The 21,178-nt window shown below is 62.3% G+C and carries 21 protein-coding genes; 15 read left to right on the top strand and 6 right to left on the bottom strand.

The window, feature by feature from the left end; translation table 11 throughout:
- Positions 1 to 55: 55 nt before the first annotated feature.
- Positions 56 to 1,030, bottom strand: a complete 975-nt coding sequence (locus PHS32_RS20245; protein WP_301080980.1) for a tripartite tricarboxylate transporter substrate binding protein — start codon at positions 1,028 to 1,030, stop codon at positions 56 to 58.
- 338 nt (positions 1,031 to 1,368) lie between these two features.
- Between PHS32_RS20245 and PHS32_RS20240 the strand changes: the two genes are divergently transcribed.
- Positions 1,369 to 1,800, top strand: coding sequence for a hypothetical protein (locus PHS32_RS20240; protein ID WP_301080979.1), 432 nt, complete (start codon positions 1,369 to 1,371; stop codon positions 1,798 to 1,800).
- 360 nt (positions 1,801 to 2,160) lie between these two features.
- Positions 2,161 to 2,622, top strand: coding sequence for a hypothetical protein (locus PHS32_RS20235; RefSeq protein WP_301080978.1), 462 nt, complete (start codon positions 2,161 to 2,163; stop codon positions 2,620 to 2,622).
- Between the two features lie 103 nt (positions 2,623 to 2,725).
- Here PHS32_RS20235 and PHS32_RS20230 read toward each other — a convergent pair whose 3' ends face one another.
- From PHS32_RS20230 to PHS32_RS20210, 5 genes are all read right to left on the bottom strand, one after another.
- The gene (locus PHS32_RS20230; protein ID WP_301080976.1) at positions 2,726 to 3,043 is read right to left on the bottom strand and encodes a DUF1840 domain-containing protein; all 318 of its coding nucleotides are present in this window, start codon (positions 3,041 to 3,043) and stop codon (positions 2,726 to 2,728) included.
- 213 nt (positions 3,044 to 3,256) lie between these two features.
- On the bottom strand, positions 3,257 to 4,057 hold the full coding sequence (phnE, locus tag PHS32_RS20225) for a phosphonate ABC transporter, permease protein PhnE (RefSeq protein WP_301080975.1): 801 nt from the start codon (positions 4,055 to 4,057) through the stop codon (positions 3,257 to 3,259).
- Between the two features lie 67 nt (positions 4,058 to 4,124).
- Positions 4,125 to 5,105 carry a phosphonate ABC transporter substrate-binding protein gene (gene phnD / locus PHS32_RS20220; protein WP_301080974.1) on the bottom strand — a complete coding sequence of 327 codons (981 nt, stop codon included), beginning with the start codon at positions 5,103 to 5,105 and terminating at the stop codon, positions 4,125 to 4,127.
- A gap of 54 nt (positions 5,106 to 5,159) precedes the next feature.
- Complete coding sequence (gene phnC, locus PHS32_RS20215) at positions 5,160 to 6,023, bottom strand: phosphonate ABC transporter ATP-binding protein (protein WP_301080972.1); 864 nt, start codon at positions 6,021 to 6,023, stop codon at positions 5,160 to 5,162.
- Positions 6,024 to 6,120: 97 nt separating this feature from the next.
- On the bottom strand, positions 6,121 to 7,998 hold the full coding sequence (locus PHS32_RS20210; RefSeq protein ID WP_301080971.1) for a sigma-54-dependent Fis family transcriptional regulator: 1,878 nt from the start codon (positions 7,996 to 7,998) through the stop codon (positions 6,121 to 6,123).
- A gap of 234 nt (positions 7,999 to 8,232) precedes the next feature.
- On the opposite strand from PHS32_RS20210, the gene PHS32_RS20205 reads away from it, so the two are divergent.
- From PHS32_RS20205 to PHS32_RS20145, 13 genes are all read left to right on the top strand, one after another.
- Positions 8,233 to 9,285 carry an NAD(P)-dependent alcohol dehydrogenase gene (locus PHS32_RS20205; RefSeq protein WP_301080969.1) on the top strand — a complete coding sequence of 351 codons (1,053 nt, stop codon included), beginning with the start codon at positions 8,233 to 8,235 and terminating at the stop codon, positions 9,283 to 9,285.
- A gap of 39 nt (positions 9,286 to 9,324) precedes the next feature.
- Positions 9,325 to 10,923, top strand: coding sequence for an extracellular solute-binding protein (locus tag PHS32_RS20200; protein ID WP_301080967.1), 1,599 nt, complete (start codon positions 9,325 to 9,327; stop codon positions 10,921 to 10,923).
- A 128-nt stretch (positions 10,924 to 11,051) separates the two neighbouring features.
- The gene (locus PHS32_RS20195; RefSeq protein ID WP_301080965.1) at positions 11,052 to 11,933 is read left to right on the top strand and encodes a sugar ABC transporter permease; all 882 of its coding nucleotides are present in this window, start codon (positions 11,052 to 11,054) and stop codon (positions 11,931 to 11,933) included.
- Complete coding sequence (locus PHS32_RS20190; RefSeq protein WP_301080963.1) at positions 11,933 to 12,775, top strand: carbohydrate ABC transporter permease; 843 nt, start codon at positions 11,933 to 11,935, stop codon at positions 12,773 to 12,775. Before PHS32_RS20195 ends, PHS32_RS20190 begins: the two co-directional genes overlap by 1 nt.
- A 9-nt stretch (positions 12,776 to 12,784) precedes the next feature.
- Entirely contained in the window at positions 12,785 to 13,867 is a 1,083-nt protein-coding gene (locus PHS32_RS20185) for an ABC transporter ATP-binding protein (protein WP_301080961.1), read from the top strand.
- On the top strand, positions 13,864 to 14,922 hold the full coding sequence (locus PHS32_RS20180) for an ABC transporter ATP-binding protein (RefSeq protein WP_301080959.1): 1,059 nt from the start codon (positions 13,864 to 13,866) through the stop codon (positions 14,920 to 14,922). The genes PHS32_RS20185 and PHS32_RS20180 overlap by 4 nt, the downstream gene beginning before the upstream one ends.
- A gap of 101 nt (positions 14,923 to 15,023) precedes the next feature.
- The gene (locus tag PHS32_RS20175) at positions 15,024 to 16,328 is read left to right on the top strand and encodes an aminotransferase class V-fold PLP-dependent enzyme (protein ID WP_301080957.1); all 1,305 of its coding nucleotides are present in this window, start codon (positions 15,024 to 15,026) and stop codon (positions 16,326 to 16,328) included.
- A 32-nt stretch (positions 16,329 to 16,360) separates the two neighbouring features.
- Positions 16,361 to 16,939, top strand: coding sequence for a chalcone isomerase family protein (locus tag PHS32_RS20170; RefSeq protein WP_301080955.1), 579 nt, complete (start codon positions 16,361 to 16,363; stop codon positions 16,937 to 16,939).
- Positions 16,940 to 17,020: 81 nt separating this feature from the next.
- The gene (locus tag PHS32_RS20165) at positions 17,021 to 17,656 is read left to right on the top strand and encodes a hemolysin III family protein (protein ID WP_301080954.1); all 636 of its coding nucleotides are present in this window, start codon (positions 17,021 to 17,023) and stop codon (positions 17,654 to 17,656) included.
- Positions 17,657 to 17,781: 125 nt separating this feature from the next.
- Entirely contained in the window at positions 17,782 to 18,006 is a 225-nt protein-coding gene (locus PHS32_RS20160) for a hypothetical protein (RefSeq protein WP_301080953.1), read from the top strand.
- The gene (locus PHS32_RS20155) at positions 18,003 to 19,502 is read left to right on the top strand and encodes a CYTH and CHAD domain-containing protein (protein WP_301080951.1); all 1,500 of its coding nucleotides are present in this window, start codon (positions 18,003 to 18,005) and stop codon (positions 19,500 to 19,502) included. Before PHS32_RS20160 ends, PHS32_RS20155 begins: the two co-directional genes overlap by 4 nt.
- A gap of 496 nt (positions 19,503 to 19,998) precedes the next feature.
- Positions 19,999 to 20,724: a TonB family protein gene (locus PHS32_RS20150; RefSeq protein ID WP_301080949.1), complete on the top strand. Its 726-nt coding sequence runs from the start codon at positions 19,999 to 20,001 to the stop codon at positions 20,722 to 20,724.
- 63 nt (positions 20,725 to 20,787) lie between these two features.
- Positions 20,788 to 21,178, top strand: a 391-nt coding sequence (locus tag PHS32_RS20145; protein WP_301080948.1) for a Plug domain-containing protein, incomplete at its 3' end; no start/stop codon positions are given.

Below are 21,178 nucleotides of genomic sequence, written 5' to 3'. Positions count from 1 at the left end.
TTCGCCGTCAAATTCCAGTTGAATAGCCAGTCGCTCACATTGAACAGCTATCTTCCTATTCAGCCTTCACGCCAGCCGCGGAAATGACCTTGGCCCATTTGACGATTTCGTCGTCCAGAAACTTGGCGGCCTGCTCGGGGCTGTTGCCTACGCCTTCGATGCCCAGGCTGTCAAAGCGGGCTTTCAACTCAGGTGAATTCACCGCCTTGGCGGTCTCGGCCGACATGCGGTTGACGATGTCGCGCGGGGTTGCCGAAGGCGCCAAAAACAGCACCCAGGTCGAGCCCTCTATGGCCGGTCCACCGGCCTCGACGATGGTTGGGACCTCGGTGGCGCCGGGCACGCGTTTGTTGGCAAACGCGGCAATGGCCTTGATCTTGCCGCTGCGCACGAACGGCATCAAGGCACTGGCGGTATCGGTCAGGATGTTGAGGCTGCCGCCCATCAAGTCGTTGAGAGCCGGGGCGGTACCTTTGTAAGGCACATGAATCAGATCGAGTCCGGCAACCTGCTTGAACAACTCCTGCGTCAAATGGGCGGCGGCGCCGACACCCGAGGAGCCGAACGACACCTTGCCGGGGTTGGCCTTGGCATAGGCGATCAACTCCTTCATGTCTTTGGCGGGGAAACTGTTGCTCACCGTCATCACCAAGGGCGCGATGCCGACCAGCGACACCGGCGCGAAACTTTTCACCACGTCATAAGGCAGGCGGCCGGCGTACAGCGTGGCGTTGGCGGCGTGCGCGCCAATCACCGTCAGAAAGGTGTAGCCGTCAGGCGCCGAGCGGGCCGCAATGTCGGCGCCCAAAATGGAATTGGCGCCGGGCTTGTTCTCGACCACGATGGTCCAGCCGGTTTGCTCCTGCACTTTTTGCACCACCATGCGGGTGGCGCTGTCGGTGATGCCACCGGGCGGATAAGGAATGATCCATTTGATCGGCTTGTTGGGCCAGGTCTGCGCAAAACCCAGGGCAGGCAACGAAAAAAGCAGCGCGAGAACGACGAGTCGAAAAACGGGAAATAAACGCACGGTGTCTCTCCTCTTGTTTGTCGGAGTTTTGGGGACTCCTGGGACGAATAGTGAATTCAGCCGCCCCAGACCAAGTATCTCACCGCAGGTCGCCATAAGAACCGAAATTTTGCGTGAACGCGCAGGCGGCCTGAGCGCTGCAAAGGAACTGCGGGCAGCGCAACATCATGGTCGACGCCCGCCGCCAATTGGAGGACTACTTGGTGGCAGGGTCGCAGCGATAGCGGACATCTTTGAATATCCCCCAAATGGGGGATGGCGCTTGATCATTGTCTCAAGCAGAATTCCATGTCAAAGCTCAATCATTGCCACCACATTATTACCAAAGCACCTCTCATATGAAATTCCGCCTCGTCGCGTCGCTCACTCTCGGAGTCATCCTGTCATCAACTGCATTTGCACAAGAGTTCACCAGAACGCCGCTTCCCAGCAATCACCCGCTCGTCGGGACGTGGCGCATCGAACTACCTGAGCAGAAGTGTTTCGAGGAATACGAACTGCGGACCGATGGCACGAAGCTGTCCGAGTCAGGGCAGGAGCGCAATGAAGCTGAGTTCATGATTTCGCTGAAACCCAGTGCTAAGGGCTTCTACAAGTGGATGGACAAGATTACCAAAAACAACGGTATGCCCGATTGCTCCGGCGCCACAACTCCGGTTGGCCATGTGGCCGAGAACTTTATCCGGATGCACTCGAGCGGCTCGAAGTTCTTGCTTTGTGAGGCCGAAGACATGAGCTCCTGTTTCGCCGAATTCACTCGAAAGAGGTGACTATGGCCGTGTTACCGAAGCAAATACCCTGGCTACGCTTTTGGCAGCAATCGAGGCGGTGGTCCGTGATGCTGAGCAAGTCGCCATCAAGAGCAGAGAAAATTCTCAATTCACCGCTCGTACTGCAGGCTACCTGTTTTGCTCCGGAACCGATGTTCCAAATGAAAGTCGATTGCAGCAAGAGCCGGCTTTGACGTACTTTGCCCAGTTGGGAGCTTCAACGTCGGCAACGCCCCTGTCGCGTGAATGCCGCAAACCGTGCCATCCGATGAACTTTTGATCCACATCAAGCATGTCTGCTTGGTCTGTAAATTACATTTCTCCAGCGTTCACCATTATTAATCACTAAGGGAGTTTTCAATGAAGGTTAGCATCTACGCCGCTGCATTTTCCGCAGCAATCGCCAGTGTCGGCTGTTCCACCATCACTCAAAGTGAAGGGCAATCCTTGGCCCTTACTGCAACCTACCAGGGCAAGGCGGTTGAATCAATGTGTCAATTGAAGAATGACAAAGGAAGTTGGGACTCGAAGGCTCCGGCAAACGTAACAGTCAGAAAGTCGAACGAAGATCTTGAGGTTACCTGTAAGAAGGAGGGGATGCCCGACGGTTTACTAAAAGCCATTTCCCGAGCAGCTGGCTCAATGTTTGGGAACATCATTTTTGGCGGCGGCATCGGGGCGATCATCGATCACAACAAGGGTAACGGCTACGATTACCCGGATCAATTGCCGGTAAAGATGGGGGAATCTGTAGTGGTTGATAAAAGGCCCAATACACAAACGGCTCAACAAAGTAGTTGCCCTACCGGGCAAAAGTGCTAATCCGGCCGTCAACACGGGGGTTGCGCGATAGCGCCGCGCCGCGCACCGGGATGACCGCGCCCACATTGGGCGTCAGCATCAGAGTTGCCAGGTGTCATGTCATTCACACGCCCCAGACCACGTCCTTGCCGGCCTGCGCGCTGTTGCGCAACAGCTCGATAAACGGGCCGGCGCGTTGGCGCAGATCGACGCTGTCGCCTTCGACTTCAATTTCCATCTGAGGCTGCTCGGCACGACGGGATTGCACGGCCTCGTGCCTCGCAATGGCCACTTCCAACGCCGTGATGGCGGCCGGAATTTGCGCTACCGTGATGATGCCTTGCGGGGATGGTTGCTTGCCGACAATGGCGAGCATTTGATCACCGTTGAGCTGCAGCATGATGACATCTGCGGCCGCTTGTGACTTGAACTTGTAAATCATGGATGGCCTTTCGTTGGTGGCTTGGCTGTTTCACACAATTGCCTGAGCCTGCCGACCCCAGCGAATGATAAAGCTCGGCGCTGCTCAAGGCTATGTTGGCAGCAGCAGGATACTCTTGTCGACCCCTGGAAACTGTGCGCTGGCCAACACAGGGCGGCATCCCGGTGCCAGTTGAGGACAGAGCTGGCTCGCTGCGGTCTGTCCCGCAAAGTCTCAGATTAACGATTTCCGGATGCGGGCCGAGATCACGTCGATCACGGTCACGGTGACAACGATGATGATCATCACGGCACAGGTTTCGGCGTACTGGAAGCCGCGGATGATTTCCCACAGGATGACGCCGATGCCGCCGGCGCCCACCATGCCCACCACCGACGCCGAGCGCACGTTGGATTCGAAGCGGTACAGCGAGTAGGAAATCCACAGCGGCAAGACCTGCGGAATGATGCCGTAGGCGATTTCTTCCAGCGCGTTGGCACCGGTGGCGCGTATGCCTTCCACCGGCTGCGCGTCGATCGCTTCCACCGCTTCCGAAAACAGTTTGGCCAGGATGCCCGTGGTATGCACCCACAGTGCCAGTACGCCAGCGAAAGGCCCGAGCCCGACGGCGACGATGAACAACATGGCAAACACCATCTCGTTGATGGCGCGCGCCGCGTCCATCAGGCGGCGCACCGGCTGATAAATCCAGGCTGGGGCAATGTTGGTTGACGACAGCAGCCCTAGCGGCACGGCGCAGATGACGGCCAGCACGGTGCCCCAGACGGCGATCTGCACGGTGACCAGCATCTCCTGCAAATAGATGCGCCAGTCGCTGAAGTTGGGCGGGAAGAAGCTGGCGATATAGGTTGCCATGTTCCCGCCATCGGCGAACAAGGCGGCCGGCCGCATGTCGGCGCCTCTCCAGGAACCGGCCAGCACGGCCGCCAGCAAGCCCCACAGCACCAGCGTGCCCAGCGCGGGCCGCTGCAGCAGGGTGTGCTGCGCCGAAGTGCTGGTCGCAAGGGGCGTCATGACCGGGCGGACCTGGGCTACGGAAGTTATTTTGTCCAAGGTTGCGTCACCCGGTTGCGTTACTGGCTTACTTCAACAAGGCGAGCTTTTGGTTCAACTCGTCAAGCTTGCGGTTGATGTCGGCGATCTTCTTGCTCTTTTCGGCCGCGTCCATGTTGCTGTCGCCTTCGAGCTTGATGCGCGCGGAAAAGAGGGCGATCTGACGGATCGGGACCAGTTGATCGTCGCTGGACGCGGCGAATCCACCGGCCGGCAGCAACTTGATTTTTTCCTTTTGCTCGGCGCCGTTGGCACCCTTACCGTAGGACAACATGAAGTCCTTGATCTTGACCTTCAAGTCGGCCGACAAGTCCTTGCGCCAGACAAACGGATCGGCCGGAATCAGGGGCGATTTCCAGACGATGCGGACGTTCTTCACCAACGCCGGTTGCGACTGTTCCATCTTTTCATAGTCTGCGGTGTTGAAGGTGGCAACGTCCACCTGCTTGTTCGCCGCCGCCATGAAATTGCTGGCGTGGTTGGCGCCGCGGATGGTTTTGAAATCGGTTTTTGGATTCAGGTTGTTCTTGGCAAAGACGTAATAGCTGGGCACCAGGAAGCCGGAGGTGGAGTTGGGGTCGCCGATGCCGAAGTTGATCTCCTTGCTGTGCTTGACGACGTCGTCCACATTTTTGTAAGGCGAGTCGTTGTGGGTGATCAACAGCGAGTTGTAGCCCTCGGTGCCGTCCACGCTGATCACCTTGGCGAAGATTTCGCCGTTGGCGCGGTCCACCGCCTCCATCGCCGACTTGTTGCCGTAGTAGGCGACCTGCACCTTGTTGAAGCGCATGCCCTCGATGATGCCGGCGTAGTCGGTGGCAAAGAAGGGGTTGATCTTGACGCCCACGGATTTCTCCATGTCGCCCAGAAAGGCTTCCCAGTTCTTCTTGAGCGAACTCGACGAGTCGGTGGCAATGATGCCGAAATTGATTTCCTTGGTTTCCTGGGCGGCGACCGGTGTCATGGCGATCGCCAGGACGGCGGTCAAACCGAAAAGTAGTTTCTTCATCTTGGTGTTTCCTGGTTGGGTTGGGTCGGAATGGTTTGGAAAACGGTGGGAACTTCAGGCGGCTTGCGCCAGCGGCTCGCGCCACGTGGGAACGGGTTTGACGCGGGGGCTGTCCTGCAAGCTGGAGATGTGGTCGCCCAGCGCCAGAATCTCGTCGGCCTCGGCGCCGTAGAGTTCGCGCAGCAAGGTGGGCGTCAGCGCCACTGACGGGCCGTCGTAGACGACGCGGCCCTGGTGCAGGGCGACGGTGCGCTGGCAGTATTTCATGGCCACATTCACCTGGTGCAGCGACACCACCACGGTGCATTGATCTTCGCGATTGACGCGGGCCAGGATGTCCATCACGCGGCGCGACGATTCGGGATCGAGCGAGGCGATCGGCTCGTCGGCCAGGATCACCTTGGCGCCCTGCACCATGGCGCGCGCAATGGCGGCGCGCTGCTGCTGGCCGCCCGACAAGGTGGAGGCGCGCTGGGCGCTGCACTCGGCAATGCCGACGCGCCGCAAGGCCTCGACGCCGCGCGCCACTTCAGCGGCCGTGAACCAGCGCAGCAGACTGCGCCACATGGGCACTTTGTGCAAGGTGCCGGCCAGCACGTTGACGATCACGGGCAGCCGGTCCACCAGGTTGAATTGCTGGAACACAAAGCCGACGCCGGCCCGGGTCTGGCGAATGTCGGAGGCGATCTTTCCGTTCTGCTGCACTGTGCGGCCGTGGATCTGGATCAGGCCCTGGCTCGCGCCGTCGCCAACCATCAAGCCGGCGATGTGCCGCAGCAGCGTCGATTTGCCGGAGCCGGAGGCACCGATCAGCGCCACCATCTCGCCGGCTTCGATATTCAAATGGATTTCCTGCAGCGCCTTGCGGCCGCCGGGAAAGGTTTTATTCAGTGCATTGATGCTGATGGCAGTGACCATGCGGGCTCCTGTTGGAAGCCGCTAAGTTAACTGCCCAATATGTCAGATAGATGTCAATTCAACCGAAGCAGGCCGTCCCGGCCCAGCGGCCACGGAATCAGCAGACGTGTTTGTAGACCGTGGTGCGGGACAGCCCCAGGGCGCGCGCAGTCTCGGAAATATTGTGCCCCGCCGAGGCGTACTTCAAGCGGATCTCCCGGCACTTGTGCTGGTTCAGCGGGTGGCCGCGGCAGCCGTCGCAGACTTCGCCGGCATCGTCCGTCGTCAGCGCCAGGTCATCGAAGGAAACTTCGTCTATGTATTCCATGTTTCGGCGCACCAGCGCACGCTGCAACACACCGCGCAATTGGCGGATGTTGCCGGGCCAGTCGGCCTTGCGCAAATGGTTGATGGCAGCGTCGGTGATGGCGGCGTCGGGCGCCAGCTCATCCATCAAGCGTTTCACGATGGCGGCAAAATCCTGCCGCTGCTTGAGCGGTGGGAGCTTTAGCGTATAGGCGTTGAGCCGGTACAAAAGGTCGGCCCGAAAGCGGCGCGCGGCGACCATTTCGGTCAGATCGCTGTTGGTCGCCGAAATGATCTGCACATCCACTTTTCGGCCGGTCTTGCCACCCACCGGGCGCACCTCCATGCTGTCGAGAAAACGCAGCAACACGGTTTGCACGGCCGGCGGAATGTCGGCCACTTCATCCAGGAACAGCGAGCCGCCGTCGGCTTGGCGCGCCAGCCCCGGCGCGCCATCGTGCCGCGCGTCGGTGAAGGCGCCGCGCTCGTGGCCGAAAATTTCCGAGATGAACAAGGCCTCGGGCACGGCGCCGCAGTTGAGCGCCACAAACTCGCCCTGGCGGCCGCTGAGTTCGTGCACGTGGCGCGCCATCAATTCCTTGCCGGTGCCGGTCTCACCGTGCAAATGAATCGGCATGCGCAAGCGCGTGGCGTTTTTCAGGCCGGCCATGGCGTGGCTCAAGCCGGCGTCCTGGCAGACAAAGCCGATGTCGCCTTGTTCGCGCACGATGGCCACCTTCGGCACGGTAGCGGCCGTTGCCCGCAAACCGCTGGCCGCTTGGCCGCGCAGGCCGATCTGGCGACAGACCATGAAGACGCTGCTGCCGGCGCGGTCGCGTATCCGGATGACGCCGCCGCGCATCAGATTCTCGATCGCGACATCGAATTTGCCGTCGAACAGAGCGTCGAAATGAACGCCCTGGCGGGCCGGCAGTCCGGCCAGCAGCGACTGCCCCGGCCGATTCACGGAGGCCACGGCGCCGTCGCGCGATACCGCAACCAGGCCCGAGGACAAGGTGTCCAGGTATTCCGAGCGGGGGTGAAAGGCCAGGATGAAGTGGCCGCTGCTCTCCTGGTAGATCAAGCCGTTCTCGACCGTCGCCGCCGCCATTTTCACCAGCGCATGGGTGTGCTGCTGGCGCACCTCGCTGGCGCAGGAAGCATCCAGCAGGCCCACCACTTCGCCCTTGGCATCCAGAATAGGCGCCGCCATGCAACTGAGTTGCCCGTAGCCGCTGAAGTAATGCTCGCGGCCATAGATGGCGACCGGCGACTTTTCCAGAATGGCCAGTCCCAGGGCGTTGGTGCCGCTGTCGTTCTCGCGCCAGACGCTGCCCGGAATGATGGTCTTGCCGGCACGGCTGTCGGCAAAGTCCTGGTCGCTGACGGTGTCGAGCACGACGCCGTCGGGATCGGCAAACGCGATCAGAAAGTTGGAGCCGGCGATCTGGGCGTACAGGTTGTGCATCTCGGCCAGCGCCAGGCGCCTGAGCACCGCGTTGCGTTCGCGCTTTTGCCGCACCTCGGCAAAAGGCAGCACGATGTCGCGCGGCTGCGCGCAGGGGGCCAGCCCATAGTCACGGCAGCGCTGCCAACTGGCGGCCACGGAGGTGGTCAGGCTGGCGGCCGGAAAGCGGTGACCGCTCTCCAGCGCGCGGCGCGCGCGCTCGATCCCGGATAACTGTTGCATGTCTCCTCCTTCATGTACTTCGCACGAATGGAACGGGCCATTCTAGGGGGAATACGCAAATCTTCAATGTGCAGAAACTGGACAGTGCAACGGCTTGAACGTTCATTTGATGGACGCGATCTGGCCCGCCGAATCCGGGCTTCTCCAGCCAAACGATCGATTGTTCGTGTTGGCACGGAGTGTGCAGTGTCTGGCCTGATTCGCGGCATGTCGCCGCCACAGGAGACCACCGAAATGAAAGCACAAGTGCTTAAAGCCTACGACGAACAACTGACTGCGGACCAATGGGTGTCGCTGGAGGATGTTCCCGATCCCACCATCAGCAAGTCGACCGACGTCATCGTGCGCATCGGCGGCGCCGGTGTCTGCCGCACCGACCTGCACATCATCGAGGGCGTCTGGAAGCCGCACATGGACCCGACCGGCAAGGCCCTGCTGCCCTTCATCATGGGCCACGAGAACGCCGGCTGGATCGAGGCCGTCGGCAAGGACGTCGAGAACCTGAAGGTCGGCGACCCGGTCATCGTCCATCCCAAGATCACCGGCGGCACCTGCCTGGCCTGCCGGCGCGGCCACGACATGCACGGCGTCGGCAAGTTCCCGGGGTTGGATTCCAACGGCGGCTATGCGCAGTACCTGGGCACCTCGGAACGCAACATCGTGCCGCTGCCCAAGACGCTGGCGCCGAAGGACGTCGCACCCTACGCCGACGCCGGCTTGACCGCCTACCGCGCCGTCAAAAAGGCGACGCGCCACCTGCTGCCCGGCGAGCGCTGCGTCGTCATCGGCGCGGGCGGCCTGGGCCACATCGGCATCCAGTGCCTGAAAGCCATGTGCGCGGCCGACATCATCGTCGTCGACAAGTCGGAGGCCTCGCTGAAGCTGGCCGGCAAGAGCGGCGCCGATCATCTGATCCTGGCCGACGGCAATGAAGTGGAAGCGGTGCTGTCTCTGACCGATGGCCAGGGCGCCGAGGCGGTGATCGATTTCGTCGGCGAAAAAGGCACCACCAGCAAAGGCCTGGCGATGACCCGCCCCATGGGCAACTACTACATCGTCGGCTACGGCGAGGACATCAAGGTGCCGGCCGTCGACCTGATCATCACCGAGAAAAACATCATCGGCAATCTGGTCGGCAACTGGGCCGAGCTGGTCGAGTTGATGGCACTGGCCGATCGCGGCCTGGTCAATCTGGCGACGGTGGAATACCGGCTCGCCGACGCCAACCAGGCGCTCAAGGATCTCCACAACGGAAAGATACACGGACGCGCCGTGCTCATTCCGTAAACCACCCCCCGCAAACCAAGCACACAAAGAGGAAGACACATGAAACACGCATCGATTCGAATCCCTGCCCTGAAGCAGAAAATCAGCGCTCCGGTACTGCTGGGCGCCGTCGCCGCCGCTGTCTTGCAGTTTGGCGGCGTCAGCGCAACGGCGGCCGACATCAGCTACGGCAAATACGGTGACTACGCCAAGTACGGCTCGGCCGCCGACGTGCCGGGCATGTGCTCCTACGAGGCCATTGCGAAGAAGAGCTACAAGGGCCGGACCCTGAAGATCATCAGCCACGCGGTGCCGGTGCTGGGCGAGCCGACGGACGTTCATGCAAAGCAATTCCAGGACTTGACCGGCGCAAAGGTCGACGTGGTGCATATTCCGTTCGGCGACCTGTACCAGCGGATCATGATTCCGTTCCAGACCGGGCAGGCGGCCTACGATGTGCTGTTCTACCCGTCCCTGTGGATTGGCGACGTGCAGAGCTTTCTGGCGCCGGTGCCGGCCGCCTATGCCGCCGCCAGCGGCATGAAGGACGTCACCGCCAACTACCGCGACGTGGCGACCTGGGGCAACCAGATGGTGCAGTACCCGGTCGATGGCGACCGCCACTACATGAAGTACCGCTCCGACATCTTCAACAATCCGCAGATGCAGGCGCGCTACAAGGAAAAGACCGGCAAGACCCTGAAGGTGCCCGCCACCTGGGACGAGTACAACGACGTCGCGGCCTTCTTCTCGGGCTGGGACTGGGCCGGTGACGGCAAGCCCCACTTCGGCAGCGCCGAGGTCACCAAGCGCGACGACCTGATGTTCTCGGCCTTCATCAGCCGGGTCGCGGCCTACGCCAAGAATCCCAATGTCAAGGGCGGCTTCTTCTTCGACCTGGCGAGCATGAAGCCGCAGATCAACAACCCGGGCTGGGTGCGCGGCCTGGAGATGTTCATCAAGGCCAAGGCGGCGTTCCCGCCCGGCGGCAGCAATTTCGGCCTGGGCGACGAGATCTTCTCGTTCGGTGGCGGCCAGACGCTGATGAGCTACAGCTGGGACGACGCCTTCATCCAGGCGATGGAACAAGGCAGCCCGATCCGCAACAAGGTCGCGGCTGCACCCCTGCCCGGCGCCAATGAAGTCTGGAACCGCTTGACCGGCAAGTGGGACCACTTCGACACGCCCAATGCACCGCCTTACATCACCTGGGGCTGGACCTCGGCGGTGGCCAAGGCTTCCAAGAACCAGGACATGGCGTTCGACTACCTGTGCTTCTTCTCCAACGAAGCCAATGCGGACCTGGATCTCCAGATCGGCCGCTTCGGTATCAACCCCTACCGCAAGGCGCACTTCAACGCTGGCTTCTGGCAGTCCAAACTGGGTTGGGACAAAACCGTTGCCGAAGACTACGTGAAGACGCTGGGCGGCATGGATGCCAGCAACAACCGGGTCTTCGACCTGCGCGTGCCGGGTGTCAACCAGTTCATGTCGACACTGGCCAACGGCGTCGCCGAAGCCATGGCGGGACAGAAGACAGCGCAGGCGGCGCTCGATGCGGCGGCCCAGCAGTGGACCGACATCGTCAACAAGATCGGCGTCGACAAGGTTCGCAGCGCCTACAAAAACGTGGTGGCGCTGGAAGACAAGGGCCGCTGAGTTGCGCTTGTTCCGTGGAGGACACGGTCGAATCGTGCGCGGTTTGAGCGTGTCCTTGTAACGTTGCCTCCTGCTTTCCTGCATGCAGCTCGCCGGCCAAGGCGGGCCGCGTCAACAAAGGTGTTTTCATGGGTGAAACCGGACTCAGACCGTACAAGCTGGCCTTTCTGCTGCCGGGTCTGCTGACGCTGCTGGCCATTATTCTGTTCCCCCTGCTGTTCACCATCCGGGTCAGCACCTCGGGCTGGGATGCGATCACGCCGGAGCTCAATTGGGTAGGCGCCAGCAACTATGCCCAGCTGTGGGGCGACGTGCGCTTCTGGCAGTCGCTGGCGCGCCTGGGCGGCATGGCGCTAGGCACCGTGCTGATCCAGTATGTTTTGGGTTTCGCGCTGGCGTTGCTGGTTTGGCGCGACGTCAAGGCGCGGCGTTTTTTTCGTCTGCTGTTTCTGATTCCGATGATGACCACGCCGGTCATCATGTCGGTCATCTGGCGCACCATTTTTCACGAGTCGCTGGGGCCGGCCAATGACTTCCTGCACCTGATCGGCCTGGGACCCTACCCCTGGCTGACGTCGGGCGGCTGGGCCGTCGCCAGCGTCATGATCGTCGAGATCTGGCAATGGACGCCGTTCATGTTCCTGCTGCTGCTGGCCGGCCTGATCAGCCTGCCCCGCGAGCCGTTTCTGGCCGCCGCCATCGATGGCGCCGGTCCGATCCGGACCTTCCTGAACGTGACCTTCCCCTTGATGGCGACGGTTTCCATAGGCGCCATCATGATCCGGCTGATCGAGGCCTCCAAGCTGATGGAGACGGTTTACGTGCTGACCTCGGGCGGCCCCGGCACCGCCACCGAGACCTCCGGCTATTACATCTACATCAAGGGGCTGCGCGACTTCGACATCGGCTACGCAGCGTCGCTTTCCATCACTTACCTGCTCATCATGATCGTGCTGCTCACCCTGGTCGGCAAACTGCTGCACCGCGCCCTGGTTGGAGGACGCAGCTGATGTCGCGCCTGTACCTGTTCCTGAAATACCTGGCGATGGCGCTGTGGAGCGTCTTCGTCGTGACGCCCTTCCTGTGGGCCCTGACCACCAGCTTCAAGACCGCCAACGGTGTCACCGGCGGCCCGACCTACCTGCCGTGGCTGCAATACGAGCCCTCGCTGGCCGGCTGGAAAAGCCTGTTCGGTGGCGGCGGCGGCATCGACATCGTCAAGCCCTACATGGACAGCCTGATCGTGACGGCCAGCGCCAGCCTGATCAGCATCGTGCTGGGATCGCTGGCCGCTTACGGCCTGTCGCGCTTCAGCTACCGGGCCGGCTTCGTCAAAAACGCGGACCTGATTTTCTTCTTCATCTCGCAACGCATCATGCCACCCATCGTGCTGGCGATCCCGTTCTTCCTGATGCTCAAGTGGTTGGAACTGCTGGACAGCAGGATCGGCCTGATCCTGGTCTACGTGGCGCTGTTGCTGCCGATCGCGGTCTGGATCATGGTGGATTTCTTCAACAACATCCCGCGCCAGATCGACGAGATGGCGATGCTGGACGGCTGCACACCGATGCAGGCTTTCCTGCGCGTCATCCTGCCCAACTCCTTGCCGGGCATCATCGTGGCCGGCATGTTCTGCCTGATCTTCGGCTGGAACGATTTCTTCTTTGCCTTCACCCTGACCTTTACCGACACCCAGTTGCTGCCGGTGGCGGTGGTCGCCTTGAACTCGTCGGTCACACCCTGGTGGAGTCTGTCGGCCTCGGCGCTGATCTCGGTGGCGCCGCTGCTGCTGGTGGCCTTTGTGGTGGAACGTTTCCTGTCGCACGGCACGCTGGCCGGCGCCATCCGCTAGGGCATCAGCATGAGCCTGCAACTCCATGACCTCAGCCTGACGCTGGACGGCGTCACCCACCTGGGGGGCGTCAGCGCCAGCTTCCAGCGCGGCCAACTGACCACCGTGATCGGCCGAACCCTGGCCGGCAAAACCACGCTGATGCGCGCCATCTGCGGCTTGCAGCCGCTGGACCGGGGCGCGCTGCAACTTGACGGACAGAACTTTTCAGCCCTGGCGCCCTGGCAGCGCGACATCGCCATGGTCTACCAGCAATTCATCAACTACCCGCACCTGAACGTGGCCGAGAACGTCGCTTTTCCGCTGCGCCGCAAGAAGCTGGACCAGGCCGTCATCGCGCAGCGCGTGCGCGGCGTGCTGGACAAGGTCGGCTTGACCGGCTTCGAGACGCGCCGGCCGTCGCAACTCTCGGGCGGTCAGCAGCAGCGGGTAGCGCTGGCGCGCTCGCTGGCGCGCGAGTCGGGCATCCTGCTGCTGGACGAACCGCTGGTCAACCTGGACTACAAACTGCGCGAGCAGATGCGCGGCGAGTTCCGCAGCTTGCTGTCGGATCAGGACCAGACCATCGTCATCTACAACACCACCGACCCGGTGGAAGCCATGCTGCTGGGCGACACCGTGGTGGTGATGCACCAAGGCCGCATCCTGCAAATCGGCACACCGGCGCAGGTGTTCGACAGCCCGGCCTCGCTGCAAGTCGCCGCGGTGGTGAACGACCCGCCCATGAACTTCATCCGCGGCAGAAAAAAAGAGGGCAGCATCGAACTGGCCGGCGGCACCGGCATCGACCTGCCCTGGCATCTGGAGAGTTTGGCCCAGGGCGATTACTGGTTTGGCATTCGCGCCAACGAGTTGCGGTTGGGGGAGACCTCGCTGACCGGCCAGGTCACTTTCTCGGAAGTCTCCGGTTCCGAGACCTTCCTCTATGTTGATTCTGCTGTCGGGCCATTGACGCTGCAGGTGCAGGGCGTTCACATTCACGATCTGGACGCTAGGCTGGGGATAGGCATCCCGGCCGAGCGTTTGTTCGCCTTCGAGGCCAGCGGACAACAAGCCCTGCTGGCGGCACCCGCCACCGGAGAGAGATCATGAGCCGCCTTCACCTGTCCCATGTGGGGCATGCCTACAGCGAAAACAGTTACGCCTTGCGGCCCGCCGACCTGGTCTTCGAGCACGGCCGCACCTACGCCTTGCTGGGTCCGTCGGGCTGCGGCAAGACCACCATGCTGAACATCATCTCGGGCCTGTTGCAGCCGTCCGAGGGCCGGGTCTTCTTCGATCAGCGCGACATGACGGCGATTCCGACGGCGCAGCGCAATATCGCCCAGGTGTTTCAATTCCCGGTGATCTACCAGTCGAAAACGGTGTTCGAAAATCTTGCCTTCCCACTGCAATGCCGCAACTGGGACAGAGCGCGGATTGGCCCGCGCGTCAAGGCGGTGGCCGACATGCTGGGCCTGACTTCCAGGCTGGCGCGGCCGGCGCGCGATTTGACGGTCGATGAGAAGCAGTTGATCTCACTGGGGCGCGGCCTGGTGCGCGACGACGTGGCCGCCATCCTGATGGACGAGCCGCTGACGGTGATCGATCCGCAAATGAAATTCGAATTACGCCGGCGCATCAAGCAAGCCCATGCCTATGCCCGGATGACGGTCATTTACGTGACGCACGACCAGAACGAGGCGATGAGTTTCGCCGACGAAATCCTGGTCATGAAAGACGGGCAAGTAGTGCAGCGCGGCACGCCGGAAGAGCTGTTCGAGCGCCCGGCCAACCGCTATGTGGGAACCTTCATCGGTTCTCCCGGCATGAACTTCCTTGCGCTCCAGCGCGACGGCCAGCGACTGACGCTGGGTGCCCAGCAGCTGACGCGTGTACCCAAAGCGCTGCCTGAAGGTGACATCACACTGGGCGTCCGGCCCGAGCATCTGTCGTTTGCCGATCCGCTCGACGAAAACAGTTTCCCGGCCTCCATCGAGTCGATTGAAGACCACGGCAGCGTGCGGATTCTGGAACTGGCGCTGGGCCAGGCACGGGTGCGCATGAAGCTGGCCCGGGAAGTCCCGGTCCCCTCGCGCGCTTCCAAAATCGCCGTGCGCTGCGACCGGTTCTGCTATTACGCCGACGGGCAGTTGATCGCCGATTGAGGCTCAACTTGCAGTGCCGGCAGGCACGGCGCGGCTGCGTGGTCATGATCCTGACATGTTGCCGCAACAGCATGGCGCTTTTCTTTACCGAAGGCCCGTCCATGCCTACCGACATCTCCCGCAGATCGTTTATCAACAACTCGGCCAGCGCCATGCTGGCGGTCAGCAGCAGCGCCCTGCTGGGCGCCGCTGCCAGTGCGCAAAGCGTAGGCCCGCTGCCGGCCGCGCTCAGCGCCAGCGACGAAACCTTCTGGAGCAAGGTGGCCGACCAGTACCTGGTGGCTTCCGACATCACCAATCTGGAAAACGGCTATTACGGCGTCATGACCAAAGCCATCATGGCCGAGTACCAGCGCAACATCGAGCTGCTGAACCTGCACAGCTCGCACTATCTGCGGCGCAGCTACGACGCCAGCGGCCTGGCCGAGGTGCGCGCCCAGATCGCCAAGGTGGCCGGCGTGCTGCCGGAGGAAATAGCGATCACCCGCGGCGCCACCGAAGCGCTGCAGAACCTGATCACCAACTACCGGCTGCTCAAGAGCGGCGACGTGGTCATGTACTCGGACCTCGATTACGACAGCATGCAGTATGCGATGAACTATCTCAAGGAGCGCCGCGGCGCGGAAGTCGTGGCCATCAACATGCCGGAGCCGGCCACCCGGCAAGGCGTGCTGGATGCTTACGCGGCGGCCTTTGCCGCCAACCCCAAAACCCGGCTGTTGCTGCTGACGCACATCAGCCACCGCACCGGCTTCGTCATGCCGATCGCCGAAATTGCAACCATGGCCAAGGCGAAAAATATCGATGTCATCGTCGATGCCGCGCACTCCTGGGGCCAGATGGATTTCAACATCCCGGATCTGAAGGTCGACTTTGCCGGCTTCAACCTGCACAAATGGATGGGGGCGCCGCTGGGCGTCGGTTTTCTCTACATCCGCAAGGAACGCCTGGCCGACATCGAGCGCGCCTTTGCCGACGGCGACTGGGAGGCCAGCGACATCCGCTCGCGGGTGCACTCCGGCACCACCAACACCGCCAACGTGATGACGGTGCCGGCCGCCCTGGCGGCGCACACCGGCCTGGGTGCGGCCAACAAGCAGGCCCGTTTGCGCTACCTGCGCGACTACTGGGTCTCGCGCGTCAGGAATTTCAAGGGCATCGAGATACTCACGCCCGACAGCCCCGGCAGCTACGGCGCCATCACGTCCTTCCGGCTGACCGGCAAGGTGTCGAAGGCCGACAATCTTGCCGTCGCCAACGAGCTGCGTGAAAAGTACAAGATCTTCACGGTGCGCCGCGGCGGCGTCGCCGCCGGCAACTGCGTGCGTGTCAGCGCGGCGCTGTTTACCAAGCCGGCCGACCTGGACCGCTTGGTCGCCGCCCTGAAAACCATGACCGCTTCTTGAGCCCGCGCAAGGGAGCGTCCCATTTCAGGTTTGTGAGAAGCAGCCTCCTGATCATCGGGCTGGCTTGCAGCGTCGTTGCGACGACTCCGCGGGCCGGCGCCGCCACGCTGGAAGGGCAGGAGTTTGAGGACGGCATCCGGCTGGCCCAGCACGAACTGCGGCTCAATGGTCTGGGGGTGCGCAAGATCTTCTTCATCAAGGCTTATGTGGCCGGCCTGTATCTGAACGAAAAAGCCGCCACGCCGGCGGCACTGGTCGCCCTGCCGGGGCCCAAACGCCTGCAACTGCGCATGCTCAGAGGGGCCGGCCCCGATGATTTCAACAGCGCACTGGTGGCGGGCATTCGAAAAAACGCCGGTGAAGCCGAACTGCTGCGCCTGGCCGATCGGGTCAGCCAACTGGAACTCACGATCAAGAGCATAGGCTTGACGGTGAAAGGCGACGTCATCAACCTTGACTACCTGCCGGGACTCGGTACCCAGTTGACGATAAACGGTACCAGGCAGGGTCAGGCCATCTTTGGCGCTGATTTTTTTACCGCCATCCTGGGAATTTTTGTCGGCGACCAGCCGGTCGATGCCTTGCTGAAAAAAGGTCTTCTGGGACAATAGCCCGCTATTCGGTGGCACTATTGCAGATGATTCAGACTATGCTTTGCTACCGCCCAACCGTTACACGGAGCCATCTCTCTTATGACGCACCGCTGCCAGAGCCGAGGTGAGGAAATCGCCAACAGCGTGAGCCACGGCGTCGCGCTGCTGGCGGCCATCTGCGTGGTACCGTTTCTGATCGAGGTGGCGCGACAGCGAACCACCGCCGGCTTTGTCGGCACAGTCGTGTTTGCGGCGACCATGGTCGTGCTGTACCTGAGTTCGACGCTGTACCACGCGCTGCCCCAGGGTCGCGCCAAGCGTGTTTTTCTGAAGCTCGATCACGGGGCGATCTACCTGTTCATTGCCGGCAGCTACACGCCGTTCGCGCTGGGCGCCCTGGCCGGCTCCTGGGGCTGGACGCTGTTCGGCGTGGTCTGGGCGCTGGCAGCCCTTGGCATCACGCTCAAGTCGTTCGGCCGCTTGTCCAGGCCCTGGCTGTCGACTGGTCTGTACCTGGTGATGGGCTGGCTGGTGCTGATTGCGGCGGTGCCGCTGGTGCGCAAAGTGCCCTTGCCGGGTGTCGAATTGCTGGTCGCCGGTGGCCTGGCCTACACCTTGGGTGTGGTTTTCTTTGTGCTCGATTCCAGGCTGAAATACGCCCACGCGGTATGGCATGGCTTCGTCGCACTGGGCACCGGATTTCACTTCTTCGCGGTGCTGGGTTACGCCGCCTGAGGGCGCTCCCGGCGCGGGGATTGGCGAAGGCGTTGAAGCTTGTTTTACATCAAACAGCGGCGATATTTCGCTGTGCCGACGCCCCGACCAGTGGTTAATACTCACACGCTCTTTGAGGAAATCACATGTCAAGACATCTGGACAACTTGAGAAGGCTGTGCCGCAAACTGCAGCTTCGCTATGGCGAGGAGGATGTATTGGTGCGACAGGTGAAGCATGAACTGGAGACGCGCGAGCGGCTTGAAACCAGTCCCGGGAATTGGTCCACGCCCTATCGCGAGTTCATCAAAGGCGGCATGGCCGGTCCGACCCAAGGTGGCCCCAGCACCGGAGCCATGAACAGCCCATGAAAGCGGCAGCCCGGGCCGCGAGCCCGGAAGAAATCGAACTCAAACTGGCACTGCCGACCTCCGATCCGTCCGGCCTGGCAAAGCGCTTGTCCCGTACGCCGCTATTGGCGCGACGCAAGGCCACGCAACTGCATTTGCACAACATCTACTACGACACGCCGCAACTTCTGTTGCGCCAGCAACGCGTGGCCTTGCGGCTGCGACGCCTGGGCGATGCGGCAAAACCAAAATGGCTGCAAACCCTGAAGACCGCTGGCCGCAACGATTCGGCGCTGAGCCGGCGCGGCGAGTGGGAAATGCCGGTGCGCACTGCCGCCCTGTCCCTGAAGCAACTGGCGGACACGCCGTGGTCGGCCATCGATCCCGACGGCACGCTGTTTGCGGCACTGGCGCCCGTTTTTGAAACCAACTTCCAGCGCACCAGTTGGCTGCTGCGCCGGCGCGATGGCAGCGTGGTGGAGGTGGCGCTGGACCTGGGACAGATCGTCTCCGGCGACCGATGCAGCCCTCTGTGCGAGCTGGAGCTGGAACTCAAAGTCGGACCGGTGACGGCACTATTCGAGGTCGCCCGGCAGATCGCCCAGACCATTGCCGTGCTGCCGTTCAACGTCAGCAAGGCGGAGCGCGGCTATGCCCTGGCGCTGGGTGAGGTGGACCCGGCGCTGCGCGCCCGGGTGCTGCCGCTGGCGTCCGATCTGGCGCTGCCCGAGCTGGCACAGCGTGTGCTGGGCGAAATGTTCTCCCATTTCACCGGCAACCTGAACACCTTGCTCAGTTCCGACCATCCCGAGGTGGTGCACCAGGCCCGTGTCGGCTGGCGGCGCTTCAGAAGCGCCATGCGACTTTTCCAGCCGCTGCTGGCAGCCGGCGCCGCGCCGTACGGGCAGGCCCTGCAAGCACTCCTGACCTGTCTGGGCACGTTGCGCGACATCGACGTGGCCCGCGGCGAGACGCTGCCGCCGCTGGCCGACGCCTACATTGGCGGCGATGCCAGGCGGGCACAGTGCTGGCAGGCAATGACGCTGGCCCTGACCCAGGCCTGCGAATTGCAGCGCAAAACGGTTCGCTACGCGCTGCAGGAACCGGCTGTCGGCGCCGGCCTGCTGGCCACCACCCAATGGCTGGCCGACCTGGCAGCTCCGAGCGACGCTGTTGAGGCCCAGCCGGAACCTGCAACGTCCCTGCGCCGCTGGCTCAAGCAGCGCATAGCGCATCTGCATCAGCAACTGGAGCAGGCGCGCCAACAGGTCGACCAGCCGGGTCAGCTACACCGTGTCCGCATCCTCGCCAAGCGATTGCGCTACGACATCGAGGCCTTGCGCCACCTGCTGCCCAGGAAGCGCACGGAGCGCTGGTACCGGCAGGCCAGCGAGCTGCAAACCGATCTGGGAACGACGCGCGATGTGATGCAGGCGGCGGCACTGGTGGCGGAACTGGACGTCGATCGCGGACTGATCGAATTCCTGCGCGGCCTGGCCGTCGGACAAAAGAGTTAAGAGCTCCGAAATTCAGGATGCCGTTCAGAGCCTGCCTGATGCGGCTTGCTTTCGCAAGTCCAAAACCGAGGCTCAGGCGTATGTGGGTCGAGGGCGGCGAGGGTCGGTGGTTTGCGCCGGTCGCATACCAACCCCGCATGAAAGATCAGGTTGGTGGGGCACTCAGCGCAGGTAAAGGAGGAGCCCGCAGGGCGGGGGACACGGAGCTGAGTGCCCCTCCAGCCTGATCCTCCCGCTACGCTGAACGGGGTTTGGCAGGCCACCGTTTCGGAACTCTCAATGGGTTGCCCGGCGCTGTCGTCATAGTGTCATTTTTTCCCTTTAAATTCTCCGCATGTTGGTGCCGGCGCGAGTACATCTCCGGCGAGTAAAGCATCAGTGTGAAGGGACGTAATGCTACCAACGCCAAATTCCAGACTCAACCACAGCCGCCAGGGGGAAACACGGTGCAGATTTATCTTGCTCAAGCAGCGCTTGCCAGGGCGCGGTTCGTCCAGTGAATACGCTCAGCCTCGATTACCGCTTCCAGCCGCGCGACCCGTCGCGCCGGGTCAAGGGCTTGCTGATCGTGATTGCATTGCACGCCTTGCTGGGCTATGCGCTGGTCTCCGGCATGGCGCGCAAAGGACTGAACCTGATCAAGAAGCCGCTGCAAGCGGTGGTAATCCAGGAGGTGCTTCTGCCGCCGCCACCGCCACTGCCAGCGCCGCCCAAGGAAATCAAAACCCCTGAGCCGCTGGCGCCCAAAACCGAAACCACGCCGCCGCCCCGGCAAGCAGACCTGCCTGCGCCAGCGCTGATGAGCCCGCCGGAAGCCCCGGTGCGCGACACACCGCCGCCGACCAAGTCGACGCCAGTGGCCATGGCGGCGCCGACACCGGCGCCGGCGCCCGACACCAGCAAAGCCCAGACGGCAACGCTGGAGAATGAATACGCCAGCCTGGTGCGGGCCATGCTCAATGCCACCAAGCGCTACCCCACCGGCCGCGCGGTCAGCCAGCAGCGGCCCCAGGGCAAGGTCAAGGTCTGGTTCACGCTGGCGCGCGGCGGTGCCCTGCTGGAGGCCGGCATTCTGGAGTCCTCCAACTCCAATTTGCTGGACGATGCCGCCATTGCCACGGTGCGCCGCGGCCTCTACCCACCGTTCCCGGCCAACACCTGGGTCGATCACGAGTTCCACAAATTCAGCGCCGAGATTGACTTCCGTCCGCCCAGCGCCTGACACGGCGCCGCGGCGCCCCAGTTTCCCATTTCTTTTTCAACCAACTTCCACAACTTTTCCCGTATGAAAAAAATCAAACCCACCCCGATCGCGCTGCTGGTAGGCGCTCTGTGCAGTGCGCCCGCACTGTGGGCCCAGCAGTCGGCACCGACCGACGTCGGCCGCATTGCCGTCGAGGGCCTGCCCGGCGGCAGCAACACCGGCTTGATCGTGCAAGAGGACACACCCAAGGCGCGCAGCTCGGTCAATCGGGCGCACCTGGAAACACTCAACCCGTCGAGCAATCCCTACCAGGCGATCGAGTTGCTGCCCGGCGTCAACACCTTCAGCAACGACGCCACCGGCTTGTTCGGCGGCGGCCTGCGGGTGCGCGGCGCCAACTCCGTTCAAATGGGTTTCACCATCAACGGTGCGCCGGTCAACGACTCGGGCAGCTTCTCGGTCTACCCACCGG

It is taken from the genome of Rhodoferax sp., assembly GCF_028714215.1.
Classification (GTDB): Bacteria; Pseudomonadota; Gammaproteobacteria; order Burkholderiales; family Burkholderiaceae_C; genus Rhodoferax.
This window is presented reverse-complemented; position numbering and strand designations above follow the sequence as displayed.

Coding starts and splice junctions, on each gene's coding strand:
- PHS32_RS20205 (WP_301080969.1), top strand. CDS start 8,233: ATGAAAGCACAAGTGCTTAAAGCCTACGACGAACAACTGACTGCGGAC.
- PHS32_RS20195 (WP_301080965.1), top strand. CDS start 11,052: ATGGGTGAAACCGGACTCAGACCGTACAAGCTGGCCTTTCTGCTGCCG.
- PHS32_RS20155 (WP_301080951.1), top strand. CDS start 18,003: ATGAAAGCGGCAGCCCGGGCCGCGAGCCCGGAAGAAATCGAACTCAAA.
- PHS32_RS20200 (WP_301080967.1), top strand. CDS start 9,325: ATGAAACACGCATCGATTCGAATCCCTGCCCTGAAGCAGAAAATCAGC.
- PHS32_RS20230 (WP_301080976.1), bottom strand. CDS start 3,043: ATGATTTACAAGTTCAAGTCACAAGCGGCCGCAGATGTCATCATGCTG.
- PHS32_RS20165 (WP_301080954.1), top strand. CDS start 17,021: ATGACGCACCGCTGCCAGAGCCGAGGTGAGGAAATCGCCAACAGCGTG.
- PHS32_RS20210 (WP_301080971.1), bottom strand. CDS start 7,998: ATGCAACAGTTATCCGGGATCGAGCGCGCGCGCCGCGCGCTGGAGAGC.
- PHS32_RS20180 (WP_301080959.1), top strand. CDS start 13,864: ATGAGCCGCCTTCACCTGTCCCATGTGGGGCATGCCTACAGCGAAAAC.
- PHS32_RS20235 (WP_301080978.1), top strand. CDS start 2,161: ATGAAGGTTAGCATCTACGCCGCTGCATTTTCCGCAGCAATCGCCAGT.
- phnE (WP_301080975.1), bottom strand. CDS start 4,057: ATGACGCCCCTTGCGACCAGCACTTCGGCGCAGCACACCCTGCTGCAG.
- PHS32_RS20185 (WP_301080961.1), top strand. CDS start 12,785: ATGAGCCTGCAACTCCATGACCTCAGCCTGACGCTGGACGGCGTCACC.
- phnC (WP_301080972.1), bottom strand. CDS start 6,023: ATGGTCACTGCCATCAGCATCAATGCACTGAATAAAACCTTTCCCGGC.
- phnD (WP_301080974.1), bottom strand. CDS start 5,105: ATGAAGAAACTACTTTTCGGTTTGACCGCCGTCCTGGCGATCGCCATG.
- PHS32_RS20175 (WP_301080957.1), top strand. CDS start 15,024: ATGCCTACCGACATCTCCCGCAGATCGTTTATCAACAACTCGGCCAGC.
- PHS32_RS20160 (WP_301080953.1), top strand. CDS start 17,782: ATGTCAAGACATCTGGACAACTTGAGAAGGCTGTGCCGCAAACTGCAG.
- PHS32_RS20190 (WP_301080963.1), top strand. CDS start 11,933: ATGTCGCGCCTGTACCTGTTCCTGAAATACCTGGCGATGGCGCTGTGG.
- PHS32_RS20240 (WP_301080979.1), top strand. CDS start 1,369: ATGAAATTCCGCCTCGTCGCGTCGCTCACTCTCGGAGTCATCCTGTCA.